Source organism: Kordiimonas lipolytica, assembly GCF_001550065.1.
This window is the reverse complement of sequence record NZ_LRUB01000027.1, coordinates 135328-156750: the sequence shown is the minus strand read 5'-3', so window position 1 is coordinate 156750 and position 21423 is coordinate 135328. Positions and strand designations below refer to the sequence as shown.

Genomic DNA, 21423 nt, shown 5'->3' with positions numbered 1-21423 from the left:
CCCTAACCCATTTGTGGATGGCTGTGTACGGTGTGGCCTAGGCCACGTCCGCATAGCCTTTTTCTTCAAGCTCAAGCGCCAGTTCCTTGCCGCCCGATTTCACGATCCTGCCGTCGATCATCACATGCACATGGTCGGGCTGCACGTAATCAAGCAGGCGCTGATAGTGAGTGATCAGAAGCACTGCCGTGTCTTCGCGGCGCTGCACATTGATGCCTTCCGCCACGGTTTTGAGCGCATCGATATCAAGGCCACTGTCGGTCTCATCCAGTACGGCGAGCTTGGGGTCGAGAACGGCCATCTGCACCATCTCGTTCCGCTTTTTCTCGCCGCCTGAGAAGCCCACGTTGACAAAGCGCTTCAGCATGTCCGGGTCCATGCCCAGGAGCTTGGCTTTCTCGCGTACGAGCTTCATGAAGTCCGCCGCAGACATATCATCCTGGCCATTCTGCTTGCGCACGCTATTGAGGGCAGTACGCAGGAAATTCAGGTTCGACACGCCAGGGATTTCCACCGGATACTGGAAACCCAGGAACAGGCCGGCGGCCACACGCTCGTGCGGATCCATTTCCAGCATGTTCTTGCCCATGAACTCAATGGAGCCAGAGGTGATTTCATAATCGTCGCGGCCCGCGATGGTGTTGGCGAGCGTGGATTTGCCGGCGCCGTTGAGGCCCATGATGGCGTGGGTTTCACCGGCCTTGATCTCAAGGGAAACGCCCTTCAGGATTTCCTTGTCGGCGATGGTTACATGGAGGTCTTTGATCTTAAGCATCTTTATCTATCCACTTTAGCCAACGCTGCCTTCAAGGGAGATGCCAAGAAGCTTCTGGGCTTCCACGGCAAATTCCATGGGCAGGTGCTGCATTACTTCCTTACAGAAACCGTTCACGATCATGGCGACCGCTTCTTCTTCATCCAGGCCGCGCGCGCGGCAATAGAAAAGCTGGTCTTCCGAAATCTTTGAGGTTGTCGCCTCATGCTCGATCGTGGCGGACGGGTTCTTCACTTCGATATAGGGCACGGTGTGCGCGCCGCATTCGGATGACACCAGAAGCGAGTCGCACTGGGTATAGTTGCGCACATTATCGGCCCCTGACATCACTTTCACGAGGCCGCGGTAGGTGTTCTGGCTCTTGCCCGCCGATATACCCTTCGAGATGATCGTCGAGCGGGTGTTCTTGCCCTGGTGGATCATCTTGGTGCCGGTGTCGGCCTGCTGGTAATTGTTGGTGACGGCAACCGAGTAGAACTCGCCCACAGACCCGTCGCCTGCCAGCACACAGCTGGGGTATTTCCAGGTGACGGCGGAGCCGGTCTCAACCTGGGTCCAGCTGACTTTCGAGTTCTTGCCTTTGCAGAGTGCCCGCTTGGTCACGAAATTATAGATGCCGCCCTTGCCTTCCTTGTCGCCCGGATACCAGTTCTGGACAGTGGAATATTTAATTTCGGCGTCGTCCATGGCGATCAGCTCAACCACGGCGGCGTGCAGCTGGTTCTCGTCCCGCATCGGCGCGGTACAGCCCTCAAGATAGGATACATACGAGCCCTCGTCGGCCACGATCAGCGTGCGTTCGAACTGGCCGGTGTTTTCCGCATTGATGCGGAAATAGGTCGAGAGCTCCATCGGGCAGCGCACGCCCTTGGGGATGTAAACAAACGTACCGTCGGTGAAGACAGCGCAGTTGAGGGCGGCGAAATAATTGTCGCGCACAGGCACCACGCTCGCCATATATTTCTTCACCATGTCCGGATATTCGCGGATGGCTTCGGAAATCGACATGAAGATCACGCCGGCTTTCTTCAGTTCCTCGCGGAAGGTGGTGGCAACAGACACGCTGTCGAACACGGCGTCCACAGCAACCTTGGCCGCGCCCTCAACGCCCGCCAGCACTTCCTGCTCGCGGATCGGGATGCCCAGCTTCTCGTAGGTCGCCAGCAGCTCCGGGTCTACTTCATCCAGGCTCTTCGGCCCGTCTTTCTTCTTCGGGGCGGCGAAATAATAGCTGTCGTTATAGTCGATCGGTGGGTAGTTCACCTTGGCCCAGTCTGGCTCATCCATCTTCAGCCAGGCATGGTAAGCCTTCAGGCGCCATTCCAGCATCCACTCCGGCTCTTCCTTTTTGGCGGAAATGAAACGGATGACGTCTTCGGACAGGCCTTTGGGTGCCATATCCATATCGATATCGGTGACAAACCCGTATTTATACTCGCCCGTAACGTCCTGGACTTGTTTTTGGGCTTCAGCGGTTCCGGCCATGGTGGCGGCTCCTTACGTTATCCATACTCAATAAACTGACGACTCGCTTGGCGCTTCGTTTCAGTGGCCTCAGGCCGTTGCGGCCTTCTTGTCGGCCTGTGCCTTCTGCTCGAAGCGCGAGGCCAGGTCAAAAGTGCCTTCGGGGCCTGCGAGTGCAGAGAGCTTTACGTCCTCAAGCGCGCCGCGGACTGCATTGTTGATCAATTGCCAGCGCGGGCGCATGTGGCAGATATCATCGAAGCTGCAGTCGCTTGAGCCCGTTTCGGCGCAGTGCGTCAGCGAAATCGGGCCATCGATGGCTTCGATAATGTCAGCGACAGAAATCTCATCCGCGGGTTTTGACAATGAGAAACCGCCCTTGAGCCCGCGATGCGACGCAAGAAGCCCGGCCTTGCCAAGGGCATTCAGGATTTTGGCAACAGTGGGCGCCGGGATGCTGGTGGCACCTGAAAGGTCTTGCGCGCTGAGGCGCGCGTCGGCATGCGACATTTCGCACATTAACACGACGGCATAGTCTGCTAGATTGGTTAGCCGGATCACTGTCTTGTCCTTGCTCTCTCACCCCGTTGCGGGGCGCCAGTTCAAACCATATCGGTAAATTCTTACCAATTTACTCTGAATTGACACACATATGGGCATGTCTGGCTAAGGAGTCAACAGATTTACAGCGCCTTATTGCGCATTTCTGACAAAATTACACCTATTTAATGCAGGACATGGGTAAAACTGTGGTTAAGGCCGACAAATTTCGCTAAACCCCGGGTAGGGAAGCGTATGGTATACGGACCGTTTATGGAACTTGAAGACCTGACATCGCTGTTTGAAAAGGCCCATTTCATTCGGGCGTTCGAAGGCGCGCTGGCGGCTGCGGCGGACGCGGGCGAGGTGCCGGGGCTGGTGCACCTTTCAAACGGGGCAGAGATACTTGAACTTGCGGTCGCATCCGCGCTGGACCCCAAGAAAGACCAGGTGACCGGCTCGCACCGCAGCCACGGCATCGCGCTTTCACTCGGGGTAGACCCGCAGGCGCTGGCATGTGAAATCCTTGGCCGCGAAGGCGGGCTTTCGCGTGGGCTTGGGGGCACGCAGCATCTGATCGCGCCCGAAAGCGGTTTTCTGGGGTCAAACGGCATTGTTGGCGGGCAGGTGCCGCTCGCACTTGGTGCCGCGCTCAGCGCCAAAACGCTTGAGACCGGCGGTATCGCCGTCAGCTATTTTGGTGACGGGGCGGCCAACCAGGGCGCGGTGATGGAATCGCTCAATCTGGCTGTTGTGCTCAAGCTTCCCATTTTGTTTGTGTGCGAAAACAATGGCTTTGGCCAGTCCACTGCCTCCAGTTATTCGGCGGGCGGCACAAGCCTATTGGGGCGCGCGCGCGCCTTTGGCCTTGCCGCCGATCATGTAGACGGCACGGACCCGGTTGAATCCGCCAAGACGGCTGAACGGCTTGTAAGCTGGGTGCGCACATCCGGTTCGCCCGCCTTCCTTGAGGCCAGCGTGCCGCGCCTGTCCGGCCACTATCATGGGGATGAGGAAAAATACCGGGCCGCAGACAGCCAGGCGGCTGACCCGCTGCAGCGGCTGGAGGCGATGATTTTGAACCGCGATGTGCCTTCAGGGCTCGTTGAGGACATGAAGCACCGCGCCCATGAACGGGCCTGTGCCGTTATTGATAAAGCCATCGCGGCGCCCGATGTCAGCGACACGGCTCTTGATGCCTATATCAAGGAGGCACAGTCATGACCCGCATGAGCATTTCCGAAGCGCTGAACCGCGCCCACCATGACATCATGGCTGCAGACGAGCGGTCGCTGGTGATCGGTGAAGACATCCGCGGCGGCAGCGGGGTTGACGGCGGGCTTGAGCTCGGCGGCGTGTTCGGGGTGACCAGCGGTCTCGCAGCCAAATTCGGCGAAGGCCGGGTGATCGACACGCCCATATCGGAGACCGCCTTTGTCGGTATGGCCACGGGTGCGGCCATGACCGGCTTGAAGCCGATTGTCGAGGTAATGTTCTGTGATTTCATGGGCGTCTGCTTTGACCAGATCATGAACCAGGCGGCGAAGGCGCGCTTTCTCTCTAATGGGCGGTTTGATCTTCCGCTCACCATCCGCACCACCATGGGCGCGGGGGACGGCTCAGGCGCCATGCACAGCCAGTCCACCTTCGGCATGCTGGCATCCGTCGCGGGGCTGACCGTCGTATGCCCCAGCACACCTGCGGATGCGGCAGGGCTTCTGAAGTCTGCGGTCAAGGCCAAGGGCCCAACCGTGATCATGGAACACAAGGGCCTTTATGATTTTGCTGAGGATGTTCCGGACGAGCTACCGCCTGTGCCGATCGGCAAGGGGCGCCTGATGCGTGAGGGCACAGACCTGACCGTTGTGGCGGTCTCTGCCTTCGTGCACAAGGCTGTGGAGGCAGCCGACACGCTCGCGGCAGAGGGTATCAGCGTCGAGATTATCGACCCGCGCACCATCAAGCCGCTTGATGAAGCCATGATTCTGGCGAGCGTGAAAAAGACAGGGCGGCTGTTGGTTGCGGCGGAAGATGCAGCCTTTGGCGGGTTCGCCGATCAGCTGACGGCCTTCGTGGCAAGAAGCGCCTTCTCCAGCCTGACGGCGGCGCCGGTTTCGGTCACACCGCCGGACGTGCCGGTGCCCTATGGCCGCAAGGCGGAAGCCGTATGGCTGCCGGGCGTGGATGAAATTCTGAATGCGGCTCGCACGCTGGCATCCGCATAAGGAGGGCTTATGAAAATCTGGGACATTGCCATCAGACTTTTCCATTGGACGCTGGTCGTTGCGTTTGTCATGGCGGCTTATTCGGCGTTTCAGGACAAATTCGGCATCTATGCCGATATGCACACCTATGCGGGCGTGACGATCCTGATCCTGATGGTCTGGCGCATCCTGTGGGGGCTTGTGGGCTCTGAAAGCGCCCGGTTCAGCAGCTTCGTGCGAGGCCCCAAGGCCATCATGGGATACTTGAGGCATGGCGACACTGCGAAATGCGCCGGGCATAACCCGCTGGGGGCGCTCAGCGTCGTTGCAATGCTTCTCCTATTGTTGGCGCAGGCGGTGATGGGGCTTTTCGCCACCGATGACATGTTCTTCTCCGGCCCGTTGAACGGTGAGGCAGGCAGTTGGGCGGGGACGCTGACGCGGCTGCACAAGCAACTCGGTCTGGTGCTGATCGGCCTTGCCACTTTCCACGTGCTGGTGGTGCTTTACTATACGCTGATCAAGAAGGCGGGCATCCTGCGCGCCATGATCACCGGCACCAAGGCGGAAGCGAAGAAAGCGCCAAGGATGGCGTCACCCTGGCTGGCGCTTGGGGTTTTGGTCCCCGTGGCGGCCACCCTCTGGTTCGCCATTCTGGGCTAGGAACAGAAACGGCCAATAAAAAAGGGCGCCGGAGGGCACCCTTTCTGTGTCGGTTAAACTGACCAACCTAGTCCAGGTCGGCTTTATATTTGTCGTGGCAGCTTTTGCAGTTTGATCCGAGCTGCTTCATGGCCGGGCCGATCTGCGCCATGTCGCCGGTCTCCGTGGCGGCTGCGAAAGCCTGGGCGTCAACTTCCATCTTGTCGAGGCGGTCGGCGAAATCTTCCCAATTGTCCCAGATCTCGTCCTTGGCTTCGGTAAAGCCTTCCATGCCGCGAGTGTCCTTTTCAAAGGACGCCTTGGTCTTGGTAGACGCTTCGGCCATCTTTTTCGCAATGGTCGGCAGTTCGGCAGGCGTGCCTTCCTCGCCCTTCATGATCTTGCTGATCTTGCCAAAGCCCTTGCCGAACACTTCCATGATATCGTGGCGCACTTTCGATTCCTTGAAGCGCTTGCCTTCGCCGTGTGCAGTGGCTGGGACGGCTGCACCCAGCATAAGCGCTGCAGCAACAGTGCCTACCAGAAGCTTTTTGGTCATGTATCTCTCCCTGTTGATCTTGAGCGGTGATGACGCACCGGGTGTTCTCTGGCCAAGCATTACCCAAGCCGCGATTAAGGGCAAGCGCCTTCCCAATCGCGATTTTGTGATCGGTGCGACGCGGCCCCAAAATAAAAGACCCGCAGGGTGCCCACCTGCGAGTCGCAAATTCTGATTCGGTTTTCTGCCCGTTTGAGCAGCGCGCGCGTTCTATAGAATGGTGCGCGGTGGCTGCTGGCGCTTGTCGCGGCGCGGCGGCTGTGCCTGATAGGCTTCAGCGCAGTGGCCAGCACAGTAAGGCATGCCCGCCTCGGCCTGCTTGCCGCAGAAATGGAAGTCCGTGTCCCCGGGGTGGCCAATCGGCCACTTGCACATGCGGTCCGTCAGGTCCAGAAGCGTAACTAACTGTTTATCAGCCTTTTTTGCGACCTTCTTGGGCGCGGCTTTCTTCTTGTCCTTGTCGGCCTTCACAGGAGATGGGCGCGATTTCAGGCCAAGGCGGTGGGCCTTGCCGATCACGGCGTTGCGGGTCACACCCTCGCCCAGTTCCTTCGCGATCTGGCTGGCGCTCAGGCCATCGTCCCAAAGTTTCTTGAGCTTGTCGATCCGCTCATCCGTCCATGCCATGGTCTTTTCCCTGTATTTCTTTTTTGGGTGCCGGTGACTCCCGAGTCACCCGATTCCCTAAAGCTTATATCGCCCAACGACCCCTCTTGCCAAGGGGACAAACGACACCATATGGTGAGGCCCGCAATTTTTTACGGAGTCAGCCCATGGAATCGACCACATCCAGTATCACGCCAGACGACGCCAACGAAAGCTACCCGGAACTGGGGAGCCGGACCATCGGGGCTGTCAACTGGGTGGGCCTATGGACGCTCTATATGCGCGAATCGCGCCGCTTCATGAAAGTATGGGCGCAGACGCTGGCGGCACCGGCGGTTACCACCATCCTGTTCATGGTCATTTTCACGCTGGCGCTTGGCGGCCGCGGCCGCATGGTGGCGGATATGCCCTACGGCCAGTTCCTGGCGCCGGGCCTGATTGTGATGGCGATCCTGCAGAATGCCTTCGCCAACACCTCAAGCTCGATCCTGATCGCAAAGGTGCAGGGCAATATTGTCGACACGCTGATGCCACCCTTGAGCGCGCTTGAGCTCACTATCGGTTTTGTCGCGGGCGGGGTTACACGCGGGCTTCTGGTGGGGCTTTCCGTGGGCACTGCTTTCTGGGCCATGCCCGGCGTGACCATGGAAATTGCCCACATCTGGGCGGTGGTCTATTTCGCGCTGGCGGCCAGCATCATGCTGTCGCTCATCGGCGTGCTCACCGGTGTGTGGGCGGAAAAGTTCGACCATTCGGCGGCCATCACCAACTTTGTGATCGCGCCGCTCAGCCTTCTGTCAGGCACCTTCTATTCGATCGAGCGCCTCTCGACTGGCTGGCAGGTCTTCAGCCAGATCAACCCTTTCTTCTATATGATCGACGGCGTGCGCTACGGCTTTATCGACCGGGCCGACAGTGACCTCATGACCGGCATTATCTATACGCTGGTGCTCAACACCGTACTTGTTCTGTGGGTCTACCGCGTGTTCAAAACCGGCTACCGCCTGAAGGCGTAAAACGGCGAGTTTCTATTGATCGGTCAATATGTTGGATTCGAATGACGCAGATAATTTCGAGAGCTAATATCAAAGAAGTTCTTGAAAGGTGGGCCGAAGGCACCTTGTCTGCTGAGGAAGTGCATGCTTGGGCGGGGCAGCACTATCAGAACCGTGCGTATGATTTTGAGGATCGTGAAGATCAAGAAGAAAACTCGGTCTCGAATGAAGTTTTAGCACAGTTGGATATGTTGGATATGAACCTGCTGGTTCCAGAAGATATCCCTTCATATATAGAGTTTTTGTCAACGCCATTGGGTGGCTTTGATGACGGTTATTCCAAGCTCAAAGCATATTTGGGGACAGTGAATATTGATGTCCGAAGAGAGCAATTGAAGGGAACATCTCCCTATCAACCATTCTGTAGATAAACTATTGCTATAGTTGTAAGCAAACCCCGGTTTTCCGGGGGTTTTTACATTAATCGTCCAATCGTTCGATTTTATTAACTATTTTATTCCTAAAACACTTCCGCTCTTCGTCATAGAGAGTGTCAGCGGGCAGATGGGTGCCCGCCGATTGCTTAAAAAAACATCGGCGCAAAGTGCCGAACCAGGGAGGTATTCTTTATGATATCCAAGAAAACACTGTTGCTGAGCTCCTCTGTTGCCGCGCTTGTGGGCGCGTCCGCGGGCACGGCAATCGCACAAGACAGCGATTTCACCTTTGAAGAAATCGTTGTGACGGCAACCAAGCGCGCGTCCTCCATCCAGGATGTGCCTTTCTCGATCAACGCCATGAGCGAGACCGACATCAAGCGCACAGGCGCGAGCAATCTGGAAGACCTGGCGCGTAACGTTGCCGGCCTCCAGATCCAGAACCTGGGGCCGGGCCAGAGCCAGGTTGCCATCCGCGGCGTATCTGCCGGCCAGATCGTGCGCGACCAGCCGGGCGTGAAAGAGCAAGTCGGCGTTTACCTGGACGAATCCGTCATCTCGCTCTCGCTCTTTACGCCAGACCTTGACCTTTATGACCTGAACCGCGTTGAAACGCTGCGTGGCCCACAGGGCACACTTTTCGGGTCCGGTTCCATCGGCGGCACCATCCGTTACATCACCAACCAGCCAAGCTTCGACGGCATCGCAGGCAGCTTTGAAGCTGACCTCAATACCGTCAAGGGTGGCGGCACTGGCGGCAGCCTGAAGGGCATGATCAACGTGCCGCTTTCCGACACTATCGCTGTGCGCGCTGTGGCCTACCACACGGAATATGGCGGCTTTATCGATGCCATCCGCGAAGGCGGCTCAATTGACAAAGACGTCAACAGCGGCAACCGCACCGGCGGCCGTTTTGCCCTGACGTTCCAACCATCCGACAGCGTGACCTTCACGCCGCGCGTGGTGTATCAGGAAATCGACATGAACGGTTTCAACCGGCAGGAAGTGTTCAACCTCTATGCCAACCCGTTCACTGATGCATCCGTGGCCGGTGGCCGCGAGCCTGTATCGTTTGATGAGCGCCAGCAGTTCCTGCTCCTGGACGAAGCGTTCGAAGACCAGACCATGATCGCCGACGCCACGCTTGAGATCAGCCTGGACAGTGTCGATATCACGTCCGTGACCAGCTACACCGACCGCGATATCCTGGTGTCCCGCGATGCGTCTGCGCTGACCGGCAGTGTGTCGGTTGACCTTGGCTACCCAACCGAAGCTGTGATGCTGCCATCGAACCTGCGTGACACCACCAAGGTGGAAAGCTTCACCCAGGAGCTGCGCCTGTCGTCAAACGGTGACGGCCCGCTGCAGTGGGTTGTGGGTGCCTTCTATTCCGACACCGACCGCTTCTATAAACAGTTCCTGCCAACGCCGGGCTATGACGGTTTCACAGACGCCGTTCTGGGCGCGGGTACGGCTGCTGCGACGTCCATGGGTGTTGGCCCAGTTGATTCGCCATTCTACAGCGAACTGCCATACTCGATCGAGCAGATCTCCCTCTTTGGTGAGATGACCTACGACATCACAGACCGCCTGCAACTGACAGCCGGTGGGCGCTATTATGACTATAGCGAAGAGCGCTATGTCACCCAGGTTGGCCTGTTCGGTAACGGTGTTGTTGACCAGCTTGATGAGACATCCGCCAACGGCTTCACGCCGCGGGTGCTGGCACGCTATGACGTTTCTGACGACGTCACAGTGAACGCGCAGGTGTCCAAGGGCTTCCGTCTGGGCGGCGTGAATGACCCGCTCAATACAGCGCTCTGTAACGCATCTGACCTGGAGATCTTCGGCGGCTTCCAGAACTATGAAGACGAAACGCTGTGGAACTATGAAGCAGGCATCAAGGTGAATAAGCGCAAGGTGTCCTTCAACGCCGCTGCCTTCTATACCGATATCTCGAACCTGCAGGTCACGCTGGACGCGGGCTCCTGTTCGTCGCGGATCAGCTTTAACGTGCCGAAAGCCCACACCATGGGCGTTGAGGCAGAGTTCAAGGCACGTCCAACCGACAACTTCGAGTTCACTTTCGCGGGCAGCCTGATCGAATCGGAGTTTGATTCGACCGTGACTGACAGCACTAACGCGGTTCTGGGCGGCGTGCGCGACGGCAACCGTTTGCCATCCGTGCCGAAGTTTCAGTTTGGCACCACGGCCACTTACTTCTTCCCTGCTGATTTCATCGCAAACGGCGCGGAAGCCTATTTCTCCGCCACCTTCCAGCATCGCGGCAGCATCTTCACGCAGCCGTCTGACCAGGAAGCAGGCGCAGGCAGCTTCACATCCGGCCTGCCGTTCGGTGGTGCATCGGGCGCGGACACCACGGTTCTTGATCTGGAGCTCGACAGCTACCAGACCATGAACCTGTCGTTCGGTGTAGAGATGGAGCGCTGGGACGTTGTGGCCTACATCAACAATGTGTTTGATGAAAACGCCAACCTGTCGTTCGACCGAGAGCGTGGCGGCCGCGCCCGTCTGGCGTTCCGCACCAACGAGCCTCGCACCATCGGTGTGAAGTTCCGCACCCGCTTCTAAGGGCGGACCAAGAGACTGAGGGAAGGGTTACCCGCAATGCTTTCCCATGCGGGTAACCCTTCCCGAACAGGGGAGCCGACATCTGTCGGGTCCCCTTTTTTCTACCGCTTGAGGAAGGAGTTTGGACCACATTATGGTCCATAATCTTGACATTTCAAATTTGGACTATATTATGGTCCACAAAGGAGTGTTATATGGAAATCGCTATTCACGAAGCTAAGGGCAAGCTTTCCGGCCTTATTAAAGCCGCCGAAACAGGGGAACACGTGGTATTGACTAGGCACGGACGGCCTGTGGCGGAAATCAAACCCCTTATCGCACCAAAGACAGCTGCCGAAAAGCGGGAGGCGTTGATGGCGATCGCCTTGCGGGCTAGGGACAAACAGGCCCAGGGTGCGGATGCCGCCCACGCCGCCGACTTCCTCTATGACGACACGGGGATGCCTTCGTGATTGTTGTCGATACCTCCGCGATTATGGCTGTGTTGCTGAGTGAGCCGAGGGCGGACGAGATTATCCGGTGTTTGTCAGACAATGACCTCTGCATGTCGGCGGGTACCTTGTCTGAGCTGATGATCGTGGCTGCCGCGAGAGGCTTGGCTGATGAGCTGAACGACACGCTGGAGGCCATTGGGATGGAGATTGCCAATGTCGACGGCGCTATCGCCAAAGGCGTGCAGGAAGCTTTCCTGGCCTGGGGCAAGGGGCGGCATCCGGCATCGCTGAACTTCGGCGACTGTTTTGCCTACGCCACGGCAAAAAGCATGGCTGTACCGCTCTTGTTCGTCGGTGATGATTTCAGCCAGACGGATGTGGGTGTGGCCTTGCAATAAAGGACATATTATGAGCGATGAGTATGAAAAGCGTCATGTATTGTTGCGTGACGAAAGTAGGCAGGCTTTTAAGGAGTCCCGTAAGCAGCTATCGTATTACATGCTTTCACTGCCTTTCGCTCTCTAGAGCATCGCCATATCATCTTTCGAAAACCCCCGACATATTGTCTTTGTAGGTCTCGAAATTGCGGTGTGGGGAGCATTCCTAGCCGCAGGTATATGCGGAATCAAAGCAAAGCATTCAGAAATCGAGGTGTTCCGCCAATCCTCTCTAATACACTCTAACGCAGCCGAAAGAGCCGCTGGTAAAAATCCTGGGGACGCTTTTGATAGTCCTTCGTGTAGCGATAGGGGTCGGAAAAAAGAGAATGCGAACGCGGCTAGTATCAAAATGTATAAATGGCAGCGCTCGGTTCTTATTGGTTCTGCGAGTTTATGGATTGTGTCACGCGCTTCCGCAGCAATTTATTTAGCAGCCGGTTAGATATTGCAGATCTCATCACCGTAAACCTCTGTGCCGGAACTACTAGGCATGTCTGTAATCCCCTCTTCCCCCAATTCAACAGAACTTCCCGGATAGCCCAGTTTTTTTCGTGTTTCCTGCGGTGGGCGGCCATTGACTTGGTCGTGCCGTAGGGGCATCCTCTGAACCCTGAAAAGCCGGGCCGGATAAGGGCTCGGCTCAACGCATTTATATAGCCCTGCCATATCACCCAAACAGAGCCTCACAAGAGGCCGGATGGAGAGAAGACGTGATTAGCCCATTGATGCCAACCTACGCCCGTATTCCTGTCGCTTTCGAGCGCGGCGAAGGCATGTATCTATATGACACCGACGGCAAGAAATATCTGGATTTCTATTCCGGCATCGGCGTGATGTGCCTGGGGCACAGCCACCCCACTCTTGTGAAAGCGCTTGCCGAGCAGGGCGCAAAGCTATGGCACACGGCCAATACTTATGAAATCCCGCTTGGCACCAAGCTGGCCGAGCGCCTGTGCGCGGCCTCCTTCGCTGACACTGTTTTCTTCACCAACTCGGGCGCTGAGGCAATCGAATGCGCCATCAAGATGGTGCGCAAGTATCATTATGACAAAGGCAACAAGGGCAAATACCGCCTTGTGACCATGTCGAACGCCTTCCATGGCCGCACGCTGGCGGGCATTGCCGCCGCGGGCCAGGAAAAGCTGACGAAGGGGTTCGAGCCCCTGCCGGACGGCTTTGATGTGGTGCCCTTTGGCGACATTGAAGCCGTGCAGGCCGCCATCGGGCCAGAGACCGGCGGCATCATGGTTGAGCCCGTGCAGGGCGAAGGCGGCATCCGCCCGATCCCCAAAGAGCAGATGCAGGCGCTCCGCGCCCTGTGTGATGAGCACGGCCTTCTGCTGGTGTTTGATGAAATCCAGTGCGGCATGGGCCGGACGGGCAAGCTGTTCGCCCACGAATGGTCTGACATCAAGCCGGATATCGTGACAGCCGCAAAGGGCATCGGCGGCGGCTTCCCGCTGGGCGCCTGCCTGGCGACTGAAGAAGCCGCTTCGGGCATGACGGTCGGCACCCACGGCAGCACTTATGGCGGCAACCCGCTGGCGATGGCTGTCGGCAACGCGGTGCTGGACGAAATGCTGGCCCCGGGCTTCCTCGAGCGCGTGCGCGACATGGGCGACAAGCTTCAGGCGCGGCTGGGCGCCCTGCAGCAGCGCCACGGCGACTATATTTCCGAAGTGCGTGGCATGGGCCTGATGGCCGGTATCCGCCTGCCGGAGGTGCCAACCCGCGATGCGGTGGTGGACATGATTGGCCGGGGCATGCTGCCGGCTGTGGCGGGCGACATGGTTATGCGCATGCTGCCGCCGCTGATTATCGAAGACGAGCATCTGGATGAGGCCATGGACAAGCTGGACGCGGCCATGAACGACTGGCGGGCCAACGGCCTGCCGGGCAAATAGCCAACGAGTAACCCTGTATCTTAGTGAAGAGGAAACAGTGAGATGACGAGCACACCCAACAGCCACTTCATTGACCTGAAGGATATCCCGGCGGAGACGCTTCGGCATATCCTCGATACGGCCAAGGAATGGAAAGAGGCACGACGTCATCTCCCCAAGGGTGCGGTGGATGAAGGCGCGCCGCTCGCGGGCCATGCGCTTGCCATGATTTTCGAGAAGTCCTCCACCCGCACGCGCATCAGCTTCGAGATGGCCATGCACCAGCTGGGCGGCAAGGCCGTTGTGCTGCAGGGCGGCAGTATGCAGCTCGGGCGCGGCGAAACCATCGGCGATACCGCCCGCGTGGTCAGCCGCTATGTGGACGCTATCATGATCCGCGCCAACACCCATGAAGCGGTCATCGAGCTTGCGGAAGAGGGTGATGTGCCGGTGATCAACGCGCTCACGGACCGGTCGCACCCGTGCCAGATCATGGCTGATATCATGACGATTGAGGAGCGTCTGGGCCCCATCAAGGGCAAGAAGCTTGCCTGGGTAGGCGACGGCAACAATGTGGCCACGTCGCTCATCGAAGCGGCGGTGAAGTTCGACTTCACGCTGATGCTGGGCTGCCCGGAAAACTTTGCGCCCTATGACGATGTGCTTGAATGGGCAGAAGTTGAGGGCGGCGACATCCATGTGGTGACGGAAGCCGAGGCCGCCGTGTGGGATGCTGACGCCGTGTTCACAGACACCTGGGTGTCGATGGGCGATGACCGCACAGGCAGCCGCGTGCGTGCGCTGGAGCCCTTCCAGGTCAACCGGGCGCTGATGGAAAAGGCGGCGGATGACGCCGTGTTCCTGCACTGCCTGCCCGCCCACCGCGGCGAAGAAGTGACCAACAATGTGATGGACGGCCCCCAAAGCGTGGTGTGGGACGAGGCGGAAAACCGCCTGCATGCCCAAAAGGCAATCCTTGCCTGGTGCCTCGGAAAGATATAAAAGCGCCGGGAAACGGGCCCCAAGGGGCCCTTTGGCCTTTTAGTTGAGTTTGGAAAGCGGTCCCATGAGCGAAACCCCGATCGTTGTCAAAGACCCGGCAGGCAGCCGGGACAATGAAATCCGCCCCTTTGCCATTGAAGGCATGGACGTGCGCGGCCGCGCCGTGCGGCTTGGCACGGTGGTGGACCAGATCCTGAAGGCGCACGACTATCCGGAACCTGTGGCGAAGATTTTGGGCGAACTGCTCACGCTCACCGCCATGCTTGGTTCCATGCTCAAATTTAATGGCATTGTCACAATCCAGACCAAATCCGGCGGCCCGGTGCCGATGATGGTTGCGGATTATGAGCTCAAGGAAGACGGGGTTGGCCGCCTGCGCGGCTACGCGGACATTAACGCAGAGACCATGGCCCAATATGGCAAGAACCCAAGCTTCCACGGCCTGATTGGGTCCAAGAACGGTTATCTGGCGCTCACCATCGACCAGGGCGAGGACATGGACCGCTACCAGGGTATTGTTGAGCTGAAGGGCGAGACGCTGTCGGAAGTGGCGCGCAACTATTTCCAGAACAGCGAGCAGACGCCCACGGAAATTCGCCTGCGGTGTGATCATGACCCGGTGACCAACTATTGGCGCGCGGGCGGCATCATGGTGCAGCATCTGGCGCGGGGTGAAACCGGCCAAGAGCGTATTCTTGAGCGCAACACTGCCGAGGAATGGAACCGGGCAAGCGTTCTGATGCACAGCGTCAAGACGGAAGAGCTTCTCGATCCGCAGCTGACGCTCGATCAGCTGCTTTACCGGCTCTATAACGAAGACGGCGTGCGCGTGTTCGACAGCGTGGCCCTTGTCCACGCCTGCCGCTGCAGCCGCGAGCGCCTGATCACCGTGATCAGCCAGTTTTCTGACGACGATATCGATCATATGACGGTGGACGGCAAGATCAGCGTGCACTGCCAGTTCTGCAATTCCACCTATGACTTCACGCCGGAAGAGGCCCACGCGGCCCACGCCGCAGCGGCGGAAGGCGTTCCTGAAGAGACATCCGACGAGACTTCAGATAAGAATTAAGGTCTGACTCGGGCCCGACTCGGCCGACTCAGCAAAAGGCGTGCCCAGAGGAACCTGATCCCGGCGCGCCTTTTTCTTTGTCCATTTTTCGCCGTCATTCCATGCCACAAGGATGGGCAGCCGATGTTTGTCCGAGGAGGTCTCTGTGCGCGTGCTTGTGTTGTTTCTGTTCCTTATGCTTATCGCCCCGGTGGGGCGCGCGGAAGATGAAGGCGTGCGCATCCGCCCGCTCGTGAACGGTGTATGGCTGCATGTCTCAAGCCACACGTTCGAAAACGGCTACAGCGCCACATCGAACGGCCTGATCGTGCGCGACCGCGGCCATCTTGTGCTGGTGGACAGCGCTTGGGGCGCGGCTGCGACCGCTACGCTCCTCGATGAAATCGAAGCCGCAATCGGGCTCAAGGTCACCATGGCGGTGGCCACCCATTCGCACGCCGATCGCGCGGCGGGGGCAGAGGTGATGAAAGCCCGCGGCATCCGCTTTTATGCGTCGCGCAAGACCCGCCAGTTGATGATTGCCCGCGGCGAAGTGCCGCCCGAGTATGAGCTTGATCTTGCGGACGAGGCGGGCGCCACCACAAAGCTCGGCCCGCTGGAGGTCATGTTCCCCGGCACGGCACATACCACCGATAATCTTATCGTGTGGCTGGGGCGCGAGAAGCTCTTGTTCGGCGGCTGCGCGGTCCGCGAGGCTTCTGCCCGCAACCTTGGCTATTATAAGGAAGGCGACCCTGGCAATTGGGGTGCTGCGATGGCGCTTGCGAAGGATCATTACGGAAGCGCAACGATTGTTGTGCCAGGCCACGGCACGGTCAGTAACACCAGCCTTCTGGACCACACGGCCACCTTGGCTACCAAGCACCTGATGAAGAAGGCTGGAATGCCGGACTAACCGTGCCTAGTCCCGCCAGAAGTGCGGGTCGAACAGCATGATCAGGGTAAAGACCTCCAGCCGGCCCAGGATCATGGCGAAACTGAGCAGCCATTTGGCGGCGTCCGGCAGGCTGGCGAAATTGCCCGACGGGCCGACGATGTCGCCAAAGCCTGGCCCCACGTTCGTGATGGCGGTGGTCGCGGCAGATAGCGCGGTGACAAAATCGATATCCATCATGGCCAGCATGAGCGTGACGATGGCGATGGAGGCAAAGAAGGCCGCCAGGAACGCCAGCACCGACAGCGGCAGGTCGGTGGGCATGCGCGCACCGTGATAATTCAGGATCACCACCCGGTTCGGGCTGTTGAGCCTGAGCAGCTGTTCGCGAAGCGTGATCCACAGAACCTGAAACCGGTAAACCTTGATTCCCCCCGACGTTGATCCGGCGCAGCCGCCTGCGAATGTCAGCAGGAAGAAGCCGGCCACCGCTCCTGTGCCCCACAGTGTATAGTCGGTGGAGGCGAACCCCGTTGTGGTGACGATGGAGACGATGTTGAAGGCCGCCATGGTCAGCGCATGGAAAAAGTCCCAGTCCCGGTCGGCCATCAGCATGAAGGTGGAACCCAGGATGATAATGGCCAGGAAGCGCAGGAAGGCTTTGATCTGCGGGTCGCGCGCGAAGGCGTGCTTTCGTCCCCGGGCGAACTTGATGTAGGCGATGAAGGGAATGCTGCCTGCCAGCATGAAAAGAATGCCAACCCACTGTGCCCCCATGCCGAAGCCGGCAAACGAGCTGTCATGCGTGCTGAAGCCGCCTGTCGCCAGGGTCGCGAGCGCGTGGTTGACCGCGTCGAACATGGACATGCCGGACAGGTAATAGGCGATAGCGCAAAGGGCGGTCAGTGCCACATAAACGCCGGTGATCCATTTCACCAGCTGGGCAGACTTGGGCACAATTTTTTCGGATTTGTCACTGCTTTCGGTGCGGAAAAGCTGCATCCCGCCGATGCGCAGGAACGGCAGCATGATGATGGCCATCACCACAATGCCGATGCCGCCGATCCAGTTGAGGAGCGACCGCCACAAAAGGATGCCCGGCAGCATGGTATCCAGCCCCGACAGAACCGTGGACCCGGTGGTGGTGATCCCAGAGACGGTCTCGAACACCGCGTCAGTGTAGGAATGCGTGGCATCTTCAGGCAGGCCAAGCCCCAGAAGCGGCAGGGCCGCAAAGATGGGCAGCACCAGCCAGGTTGTGGCGGTTAGAAGGAAAGCCTGCTTGATGTCCAGATTGACTGGCTCGTCATCCCGCGTTGCCAGCACAAGGGCCAGCCCGATAAAGCCGGTAAAGGCAGATGAGAAGATAAACTCCCAAGGCGTGGTGCCTGCCATCTGGGCTTCCACCACGGCCGGAACCATCATGAAGAAGGCAAGCGCCACCAGAAGGAGGCCGATAACCTGAACGATGGGGCGGAAGTCGATGCGGAAAGTCATGGGCATGATTGGCCGTCACAGTGTGGGCAGGGCCCTAAGGGCCCATTGGCGCAGTGTGTGAGGCGCTTTCCTTTCTTGGCAAGCCTTTACACGACGAACGCTAGAAACTGAGGAGGCTCAAGTCAAGCCTCTCAAGCGTGCTAGAAAGCGTATGTCAGCTCGAGCCCATAGCTTCTGGGGGCGGTCTGGGCTTCCACAATGGTGCCGAAAAAGTCCCTCAGGCTCGCCGCGGTGCCGCCGTCCCCAAATCCGTTCTGAAGCCAGAATGCCGCGGTCCAGCCGCCCGCCGGGCTACTGACGCCAACCTTGGCGTTCAGTTGGGACCGGCTGGATATCCGCCCGAACGGCACCTTGCTGCCACCCAGAAGCGTTTGTTCGGAAACATTGTCCGGCGTGATGAAATAGCCGTCAGCGAAGGAAGCGTTCAGGTTTAAGAAGCCCATCAGGGCTTCAGTGACCGCGCGCTCATAAGCGATGCTCAAGCTGGCTTCCACGTCCGGCGCTTCAAGCTTGTTGCCGGAAACATCCGTGGCACCCACGCCGCCATCGGTGAACTGGCGATATTCTGCATCGAGAAGCGCGAGCGAGGCTGAGGCGGAAAGGCCTTCCGCAGGTGTCGCCGTCAGTTCAAACTCCATGCCTTTGGTGCGCACCTTGGCCGCGTTCGCGATGACGATAACCGTACTGCCGCCGCCCTGGTCCAGGAACTGGTTGACCTGAAAGTCCCGATAATCCACCCAGAAGGCCGTGGCACTGAACCAGCCAAGGCCATCCCACAGGTTGCCCTTGAGGCCGGCCTCATAGCTGCGGGCGCTTTCCTTGTCGAATTCAAGCTGGTCGGGGAAGATGGCGGCGCTGACATAATCCAGGTTATAGCCGCCACTTTTGAAGCCTTCACCATAGCGCAGGAAAGCAGTGAAATCATTGTTAGGTTCATAGGTTACGCTGATGGTGGGGGATATGTCGCTATCGTGCCTGGTGTCCAAAAGGGTTCCTGTTGCCAGCCCGAAAGCGGGTGCGCCCCTTGTGTCGATGCCCCAGTCCACGGCCTTCTCGTCACGGGACCATCTGAGCGCCGCCGACAGGGTGAGTGTGTCATTGAGGCGGTAGTCCAGGCTGCCATAAAGCCCCCAGGCTTCAGTGTCTACGCGCCCCACGCTCGCCATATCAGCACCCTCTGCGGCGCCCAGGAGGAAAGCTGCTGCCCCACCGATGGCGTGGCGGTCGGTCTCGCCTTTCTGGTCCAGGTAAGTTAGGCCGAATACATAGCCGAGCGGTTTGTCTTCTGGTGATGTCAGCCGCAGTTCCTGCGAGAAATGTCCATAGTCTTCGCGGTAATCCAGATAGAGGATATCAATGCTGGAATAGTCCGTGTCGTAGGAATGCCCTGTATCATTGGCGCGAAGGCCGGTGAGGGAGAGAAGCTCCAAACCGCTCTCGAAGGTCCAGGCCAGGCTGAGGCCCGCGCCTTTGGTTACCACGCTCTGGCGGGGTACGCGGTTGAAGTCCACCTCAAAGGCGTTTGGGGCTGCTGTTTCAGGGAAAATGCCGAAGGTATCGGAGTTCGGGTCGCCGATCAGCATGCTCTCATCAATTTCGTTCCGGTCCAGGCTCAGGTGCGCCTCGAACTGGTCTGACGGACGGTACAGCATTTGTGCCCGCAGGCTGTTCCTGTTGCGGTTATCGATTTTTGAGCCATCGAAAATATTGGTGGTTAACCCGTCGCGCTTATGGAGGTTGGCAGAAAAGCTCGCAGAGAGCGTATCCGACAGCGGCACATTGATGCTGCCGCCAAGAGTGCGGGTGTCGAACCGACCATAGCGGGCAAGGAACCGCCCGGCCAGATCGGGGCCCGGCTTCTGGCTGACAAGCGTCACCGCCCCGGCGATGGAATTTCGGCCAAAAAACGTGCCCTGTGGTCCGCGCATCACTTCCACCTGCGCGATATCCAGCAGCGATTGGTTCAGGCCGTAAGACGGCCCCAGATAGATGCCGTCCAGATACAGGCCGACGCGTTCGTCAAAGCCGATGTTGCGGCTGAAGGAGCCGACGCCGCGCAATGAGACGGTATTATTGTAGGCAAACTGGGCCGCGGTGCGCAGGTTCGGGACCGCCAGTTCCAGGTCCTCAAGCGACACCAGTGTCCAGTCCTCGATTGCCGCCATGCCAACCACGCTGATGGAAACCGGCGTGTCCGTCAGGGCCTGCTCGCGCTTTCGGGCATGCACGATGATTTCTTCCATCGCCCCTTCGGTATCATCGCCAGATACGGGTGCAGCAACGGTGCAAGTCAATGCGGCATAGATGAGGGTAGGCAGGCGGGTGTGGCGGAAAATGGACACAGTGAGGCTCCCCTGGCGTGAAATGTCCCCTCCTCCCCGAATGGACGCGGCCACTATAGAAAAAAGCTGCGACCGCGGCAAACGTTACACAAATTATGCGGGCAATAGCCGGTTGAGTAGTGAAACGGGCGGGTCAGGAAAGGCTTTCGGCGGCAATCTGCCGAAGCCCCTGAAGCACTGTGCCGATCAGGGCGCTGTCGTGATCCTCGGGGAAGGCTGCATAGACCGGGTAGGTGAATATGGGCGCACCCTCGACACGCGTGAGGGTGCCTGCCGCCAGGTAGGGTGCGGCGATGCGCATGGGAAAATAGCCCGATGCAATGTTGTTCAGCAGAAAGGAAATCCCGAGAGACCCCACATTCAGGTTCAGGCTGGGCATCGTGGCATTGGGGAAATTAAGCGCATGATCCGCCTCAAACTCCGGCCCCCAATCAATATAGACATATTCCGGTTCTTTGCCACGCTCGGGCGGAGAAGCACTGCTCACCAGCACCAGCTGTTCTTCAAATATCTGCCGGATTTCCGTTCCCGGGCGGGCTTCGGGACGATACAGCACCACAAGGTCCAGCGTGTCATCGACCAGCTGCTGCATCAGCTGGCTTGAGGATGCAATCATCTGGGCGCGAATGGCCACTTTGGGCGCGTGGCTCCGCATCCAGGGCAGCCAGTGCAGAAGGAAGCCATCCCACAGGCTGGGCTGGCCGCCGATTGTCAGCATCTTCTGCTGGCCTTCGGGCATGGCGACCGCCAGTTTTGCCTGGTCCCACTGGCGTTGGATGGCGCGGGCATGGCGGGCAAACGCCTGGCCGGCGCGTGTGGGTGCGGCGCCCGTCTTGTTGCGCACAAACAGCTCCTGCCCAAGCATGTCCTCAAGCGCCTTGATCCGGGCGCTGACTGTACTTTGTGCCACATTCACCTTCTCGGCGGCACCAAGGAAAGTGCCGGTTTCCAGAACCGCCAGAAATGTCCGTGCCTGCATGATGTCCATGACTGCCTCATGTATCGATTTTTTCGATATAAACTATCTAATTTATCCGCTTTTCAAATGAAAAGCGCAAGCGCAGA

20 protein-coding genes are annotated in these 21423 nt (G+C 58.6%); 12 read left to right on the top strand and 8 right to left on the bottom strand.

Translation table 11 applies throughout. The annotated features are described in order from the left end of the window. Nucleotides 1-37: 37 nt before the first annotated feature. From sufC to KORM41_RS13735, 3 genes are all read right to left on the bottom strand, one after another. Nucleotides 38-775, bottom strand: coding sequence for a Fe-S cluster assembly ATPase SufC (sufC, locus tag KORM41_RS13745; protein ID WP_068149101.1), 738 nt, complete (start codon nucleotides 773-775; stop codon nucleotides 38-40). A 15-nt stretch (nucleotides 776-790) separates the two neighbouring features. Then, nucleotides 791-2260, bottom strand: coding sequence for a Fe-S cluster assembly protein SufB (gene sufB / locus KORM41_RS13740; RefSeq protein WP_068149098.1), 1470 nt, complete (start codon nucleotides 2258-2260; stop codon nucleotides 791-793). A gap of 69 nt (nucleotides 2261-2329) precedes the next feature. Then, nucleotides 2330-2800, bottom strand: coding sequence for an SUF system Fe-S cluster assembly regulator (locus KORM41_RS13735; RefSeq protein ID WP_197421154.1), 471 nt, complete (start codon nucleotides 2798-2800; stop codon nucleotides 2330-2332). Between the two features lie 234 nt (nucleotides 2801-3034). Here KORM41_RS13735 and KORM41_RS13730 point away from each other — a divergent pair, with 234 nt between their 5' ends. The 3 genes from KORM41_RS13730 to KORM41_RS13720 are packed head-to-tail and all read left to right on the top strand — an operon-like array spanning nucleotide 3035 to nucleotide 5646. Next, nucleotides 3035-4003 carry a thiamine pyrophosphate-dependent dehydrogenase E1 component subunit alpha gene (locus KORM41_RS13730; protein WP_082719933.1) on the top strand — a complete coding sequence of 323 codons (969 nt, stop codon included), beginning with the start codon at nucleotides 3035-3037 and terminating at the stop codon, nucleotides 4001-4003. After that, complete coding sequence (locus KORM41_RS13725) at nucleotides 4000-5004, top strand: alpha-ketoacid dehydrogenase subunit beta (RefSeq protein ID WP_068149086.1); 1005 nt, start codon at nucleotides 4000-4002, stop codon at nucleotides 5002-5004. Before KORM41_RS13730 ends, KORM41_RS13725 begins: the two co-directional genes overlap by 4 nt. Before the next feature lie 9 nt (nucleotides 5005-5013). Beyond that, nucleotides 5014-5646: a cytochrome b/b6 domain-containing protein gene (locus KORM41_RS13720; RefSeq protein WP_068149082.1), complete on the top strand. Its 633-nt coding sequence runs from the start codon at nucleotides 5014-5016 to the stop codon at nucleotides 5644-5646. Nucleotides 5647-5713: 67 nt separating this feature from the next. Here the strand turns inward: KORM41_RS13720 and KORM41_RS13715 are convergent, their stop codons facing one another. Beyond that, nucleotides 5714-6184, bottom strand: a complete 471-nt coding sequence (locus tag KORM41_RS13715) for a c-type cytochrome (RefSeq protein WP_068149077.1) — start codon at nucleotides 6182-6184, stop codon at nucleotides 5714-5716. Between the two features lie 210 nt (nucleotides 6185-6394). Further along, a complete protein-coding gene (locus KORM41_RS13710; RefSeq protein ID WP_068149074.1) occupies nucleotides 6395-6811 on the bottom strand; it encodes a GcrA family cell cycle regulator in 417 nt (138 codons plus the stop codon). A 146-nt stretch (nucleotides 6812-6957) separates the two neighbouring features. Between KORM41_RS13710 and KORM41_RS13705 the strand changes: the two genes are divergently transcribed. The 9 genes from KORM41_RS13705 (at nucleotide 6958) to bla (ending at nucleotide 16540) form a co-directional block, all read left to right on the top strand. Further along, nucleotides 6958-7806, top strand: coding sequence for an ABC transporter permease (locus KORM41_RS13705; protein ID WP_068149072.1), 849 nt, complete (start codon nucleotides 6958-6960; stop codon nucleotides 7804-7806). 41 nt (nucleotides 7807-7847) lie between these two features. Further along, nucleotides 7848-8216 carry a hypothetical protein gene (locus tag KORM41_RS13700; RefSeq protein WP_068149070.1) on the top strand — a complete coding sequence of 123 codons (369 nt, stop codon included), beginning with the start codon at nucleotides 7848-7850 and terminating at the stop codon, nucleotides 8214-8216. Nucleotides 8217-8414: 198 nt separating this feature from the next. Beyond that, entirely contained in the window at nucleotides 8415-10814 is a 2400-nt protein-coding gene (locus KORM41_RS13695; RefSeq protein WP_068149066.1) for a TonB-dependent receptor, read from the top strand. Nucleotides 10815-11008: 194 nt separating this feature from the next. Continuing rightward, nucleotides 11009-11266, top strand: coding sequence for a type II toxin-antitoxin system Phd/YefM family antitoxin (locus KORM41_RS13690; RefSeq protein ID WP_068149064.1), 258 nt, complete (start codon nucleotides 11009-11011; stop codon nucleotides 11264-11266). Continuing rightward, complete coding sequence (locus KORM41_RS13685) at nucleotides 11263-11646, top strand: type II toxin-antitoxin system VapC family toxin (RefSeq protein ID WP_068149062.1); 384 nt, start codon at nucleotides 11263-11265, stop codon at nucleotides 11644-11646. The genes KORM41_RS13690 and KORM41_RS13685 overlap by 4 nt, the downstream gene beginning before the upstream one ends. Nucleotides 11647-12398: 752 nt before the next feature. Beyond that, the gene (locus KORM41_RS13680) at nucleotides 12399-13592 is read left to right on the top strand and encodes an aspartate aminotransferase family protein (RefSeq protein ID WP_068149060.1); all 1194 of its coding nucleotides are present in this window, start codon (nucleotides 12399-12401) and stop codon (nucleotides 13590-13592) included. Nucleotides 13593-13634: 42 nt separating this feature from the next. Then, entirely contained in the window at nucleotides 13635-14573 is a 939-nt protein-coding gene (gene argF, locus KORM41_RS13675; protein WP_068149057.1) for an ornithine carbamoyltransferase, read from the top strand. Between the two features lie 64 nt (nucleotides 14574-14637). After that, on the top strand, nucleotides 14638-15645 hold the full coding sequence (locus tag KORM41_RS13670; RefSeq protein ID WP_068149056.1) for an Hsp33 family molecular chaperone HslO: 1008 nt from the start codon (nucleotides 14638-14640) through the stop codon (nucleotides 15643-15645). Between the two features lie 145 nt (nucleotides 15646-15790). Continuing rightward, nucleotides 15791-16540 (top strand): subclass B1 metallo-beta-lactamase, encoded by a 750-nt coding sequence (bla, locus tag KORM41_RS13665; protein WP_068149054.1) that lies wholly within the window; start codon nucleotides 15791-15793, stop codon nucleotides 16538-16540. 6 nt (nucleotides 16541-16546) lie between these two features. Here bla and KORM41_RS13660 read toward each other — a convergent pair whose 3' ends face one another. The 3 genes from KORM41_RS13660 to KORM41_RS13650 form a co-directional block, all read right to left on the bottom strand. Next, nucleotides 16547-18016, bottom strand: a complete 1470-nt coding sequence (locus KORM41_RS13660; RefSeq protein ID WP_068149169.1) for a TrkH family potassium uptake protein — start codon at nucleotides 18014-18016, stop codon at nucleotides 16547-16549. A gap of 140 nt (nucleotides 18017-18156) precedes the next feature. Continuing rightward, nucleotides 18157-20358 (bottom strand): TonB-dependent receptor, encoded by a 2202-nt coding sequence (locus tag KORM41_RS13655; protein WP_068149050.1) that lies wholly within the window; start codon nucleotides 20356-20358, stop codon nucleotides 18157-18159. A gap of 133 nt (nucleotides 20359-20491) precedes the next feature. Then, the gene (locus tag KORM41_RS13650) at nucleotides 20492-21346 is read right to left on the bottom strand and encodes a LysR family transcriptional regulator (protein WP_068149048.1); all 855 of its coding nucleotides are present in this window, start codon (nucleotides 21344-21346) and stop codon (nucleotides 20492-20494) included. Between the last annotated feature and the right edge of the window lie 77 nt (nucleotides 21347-21423).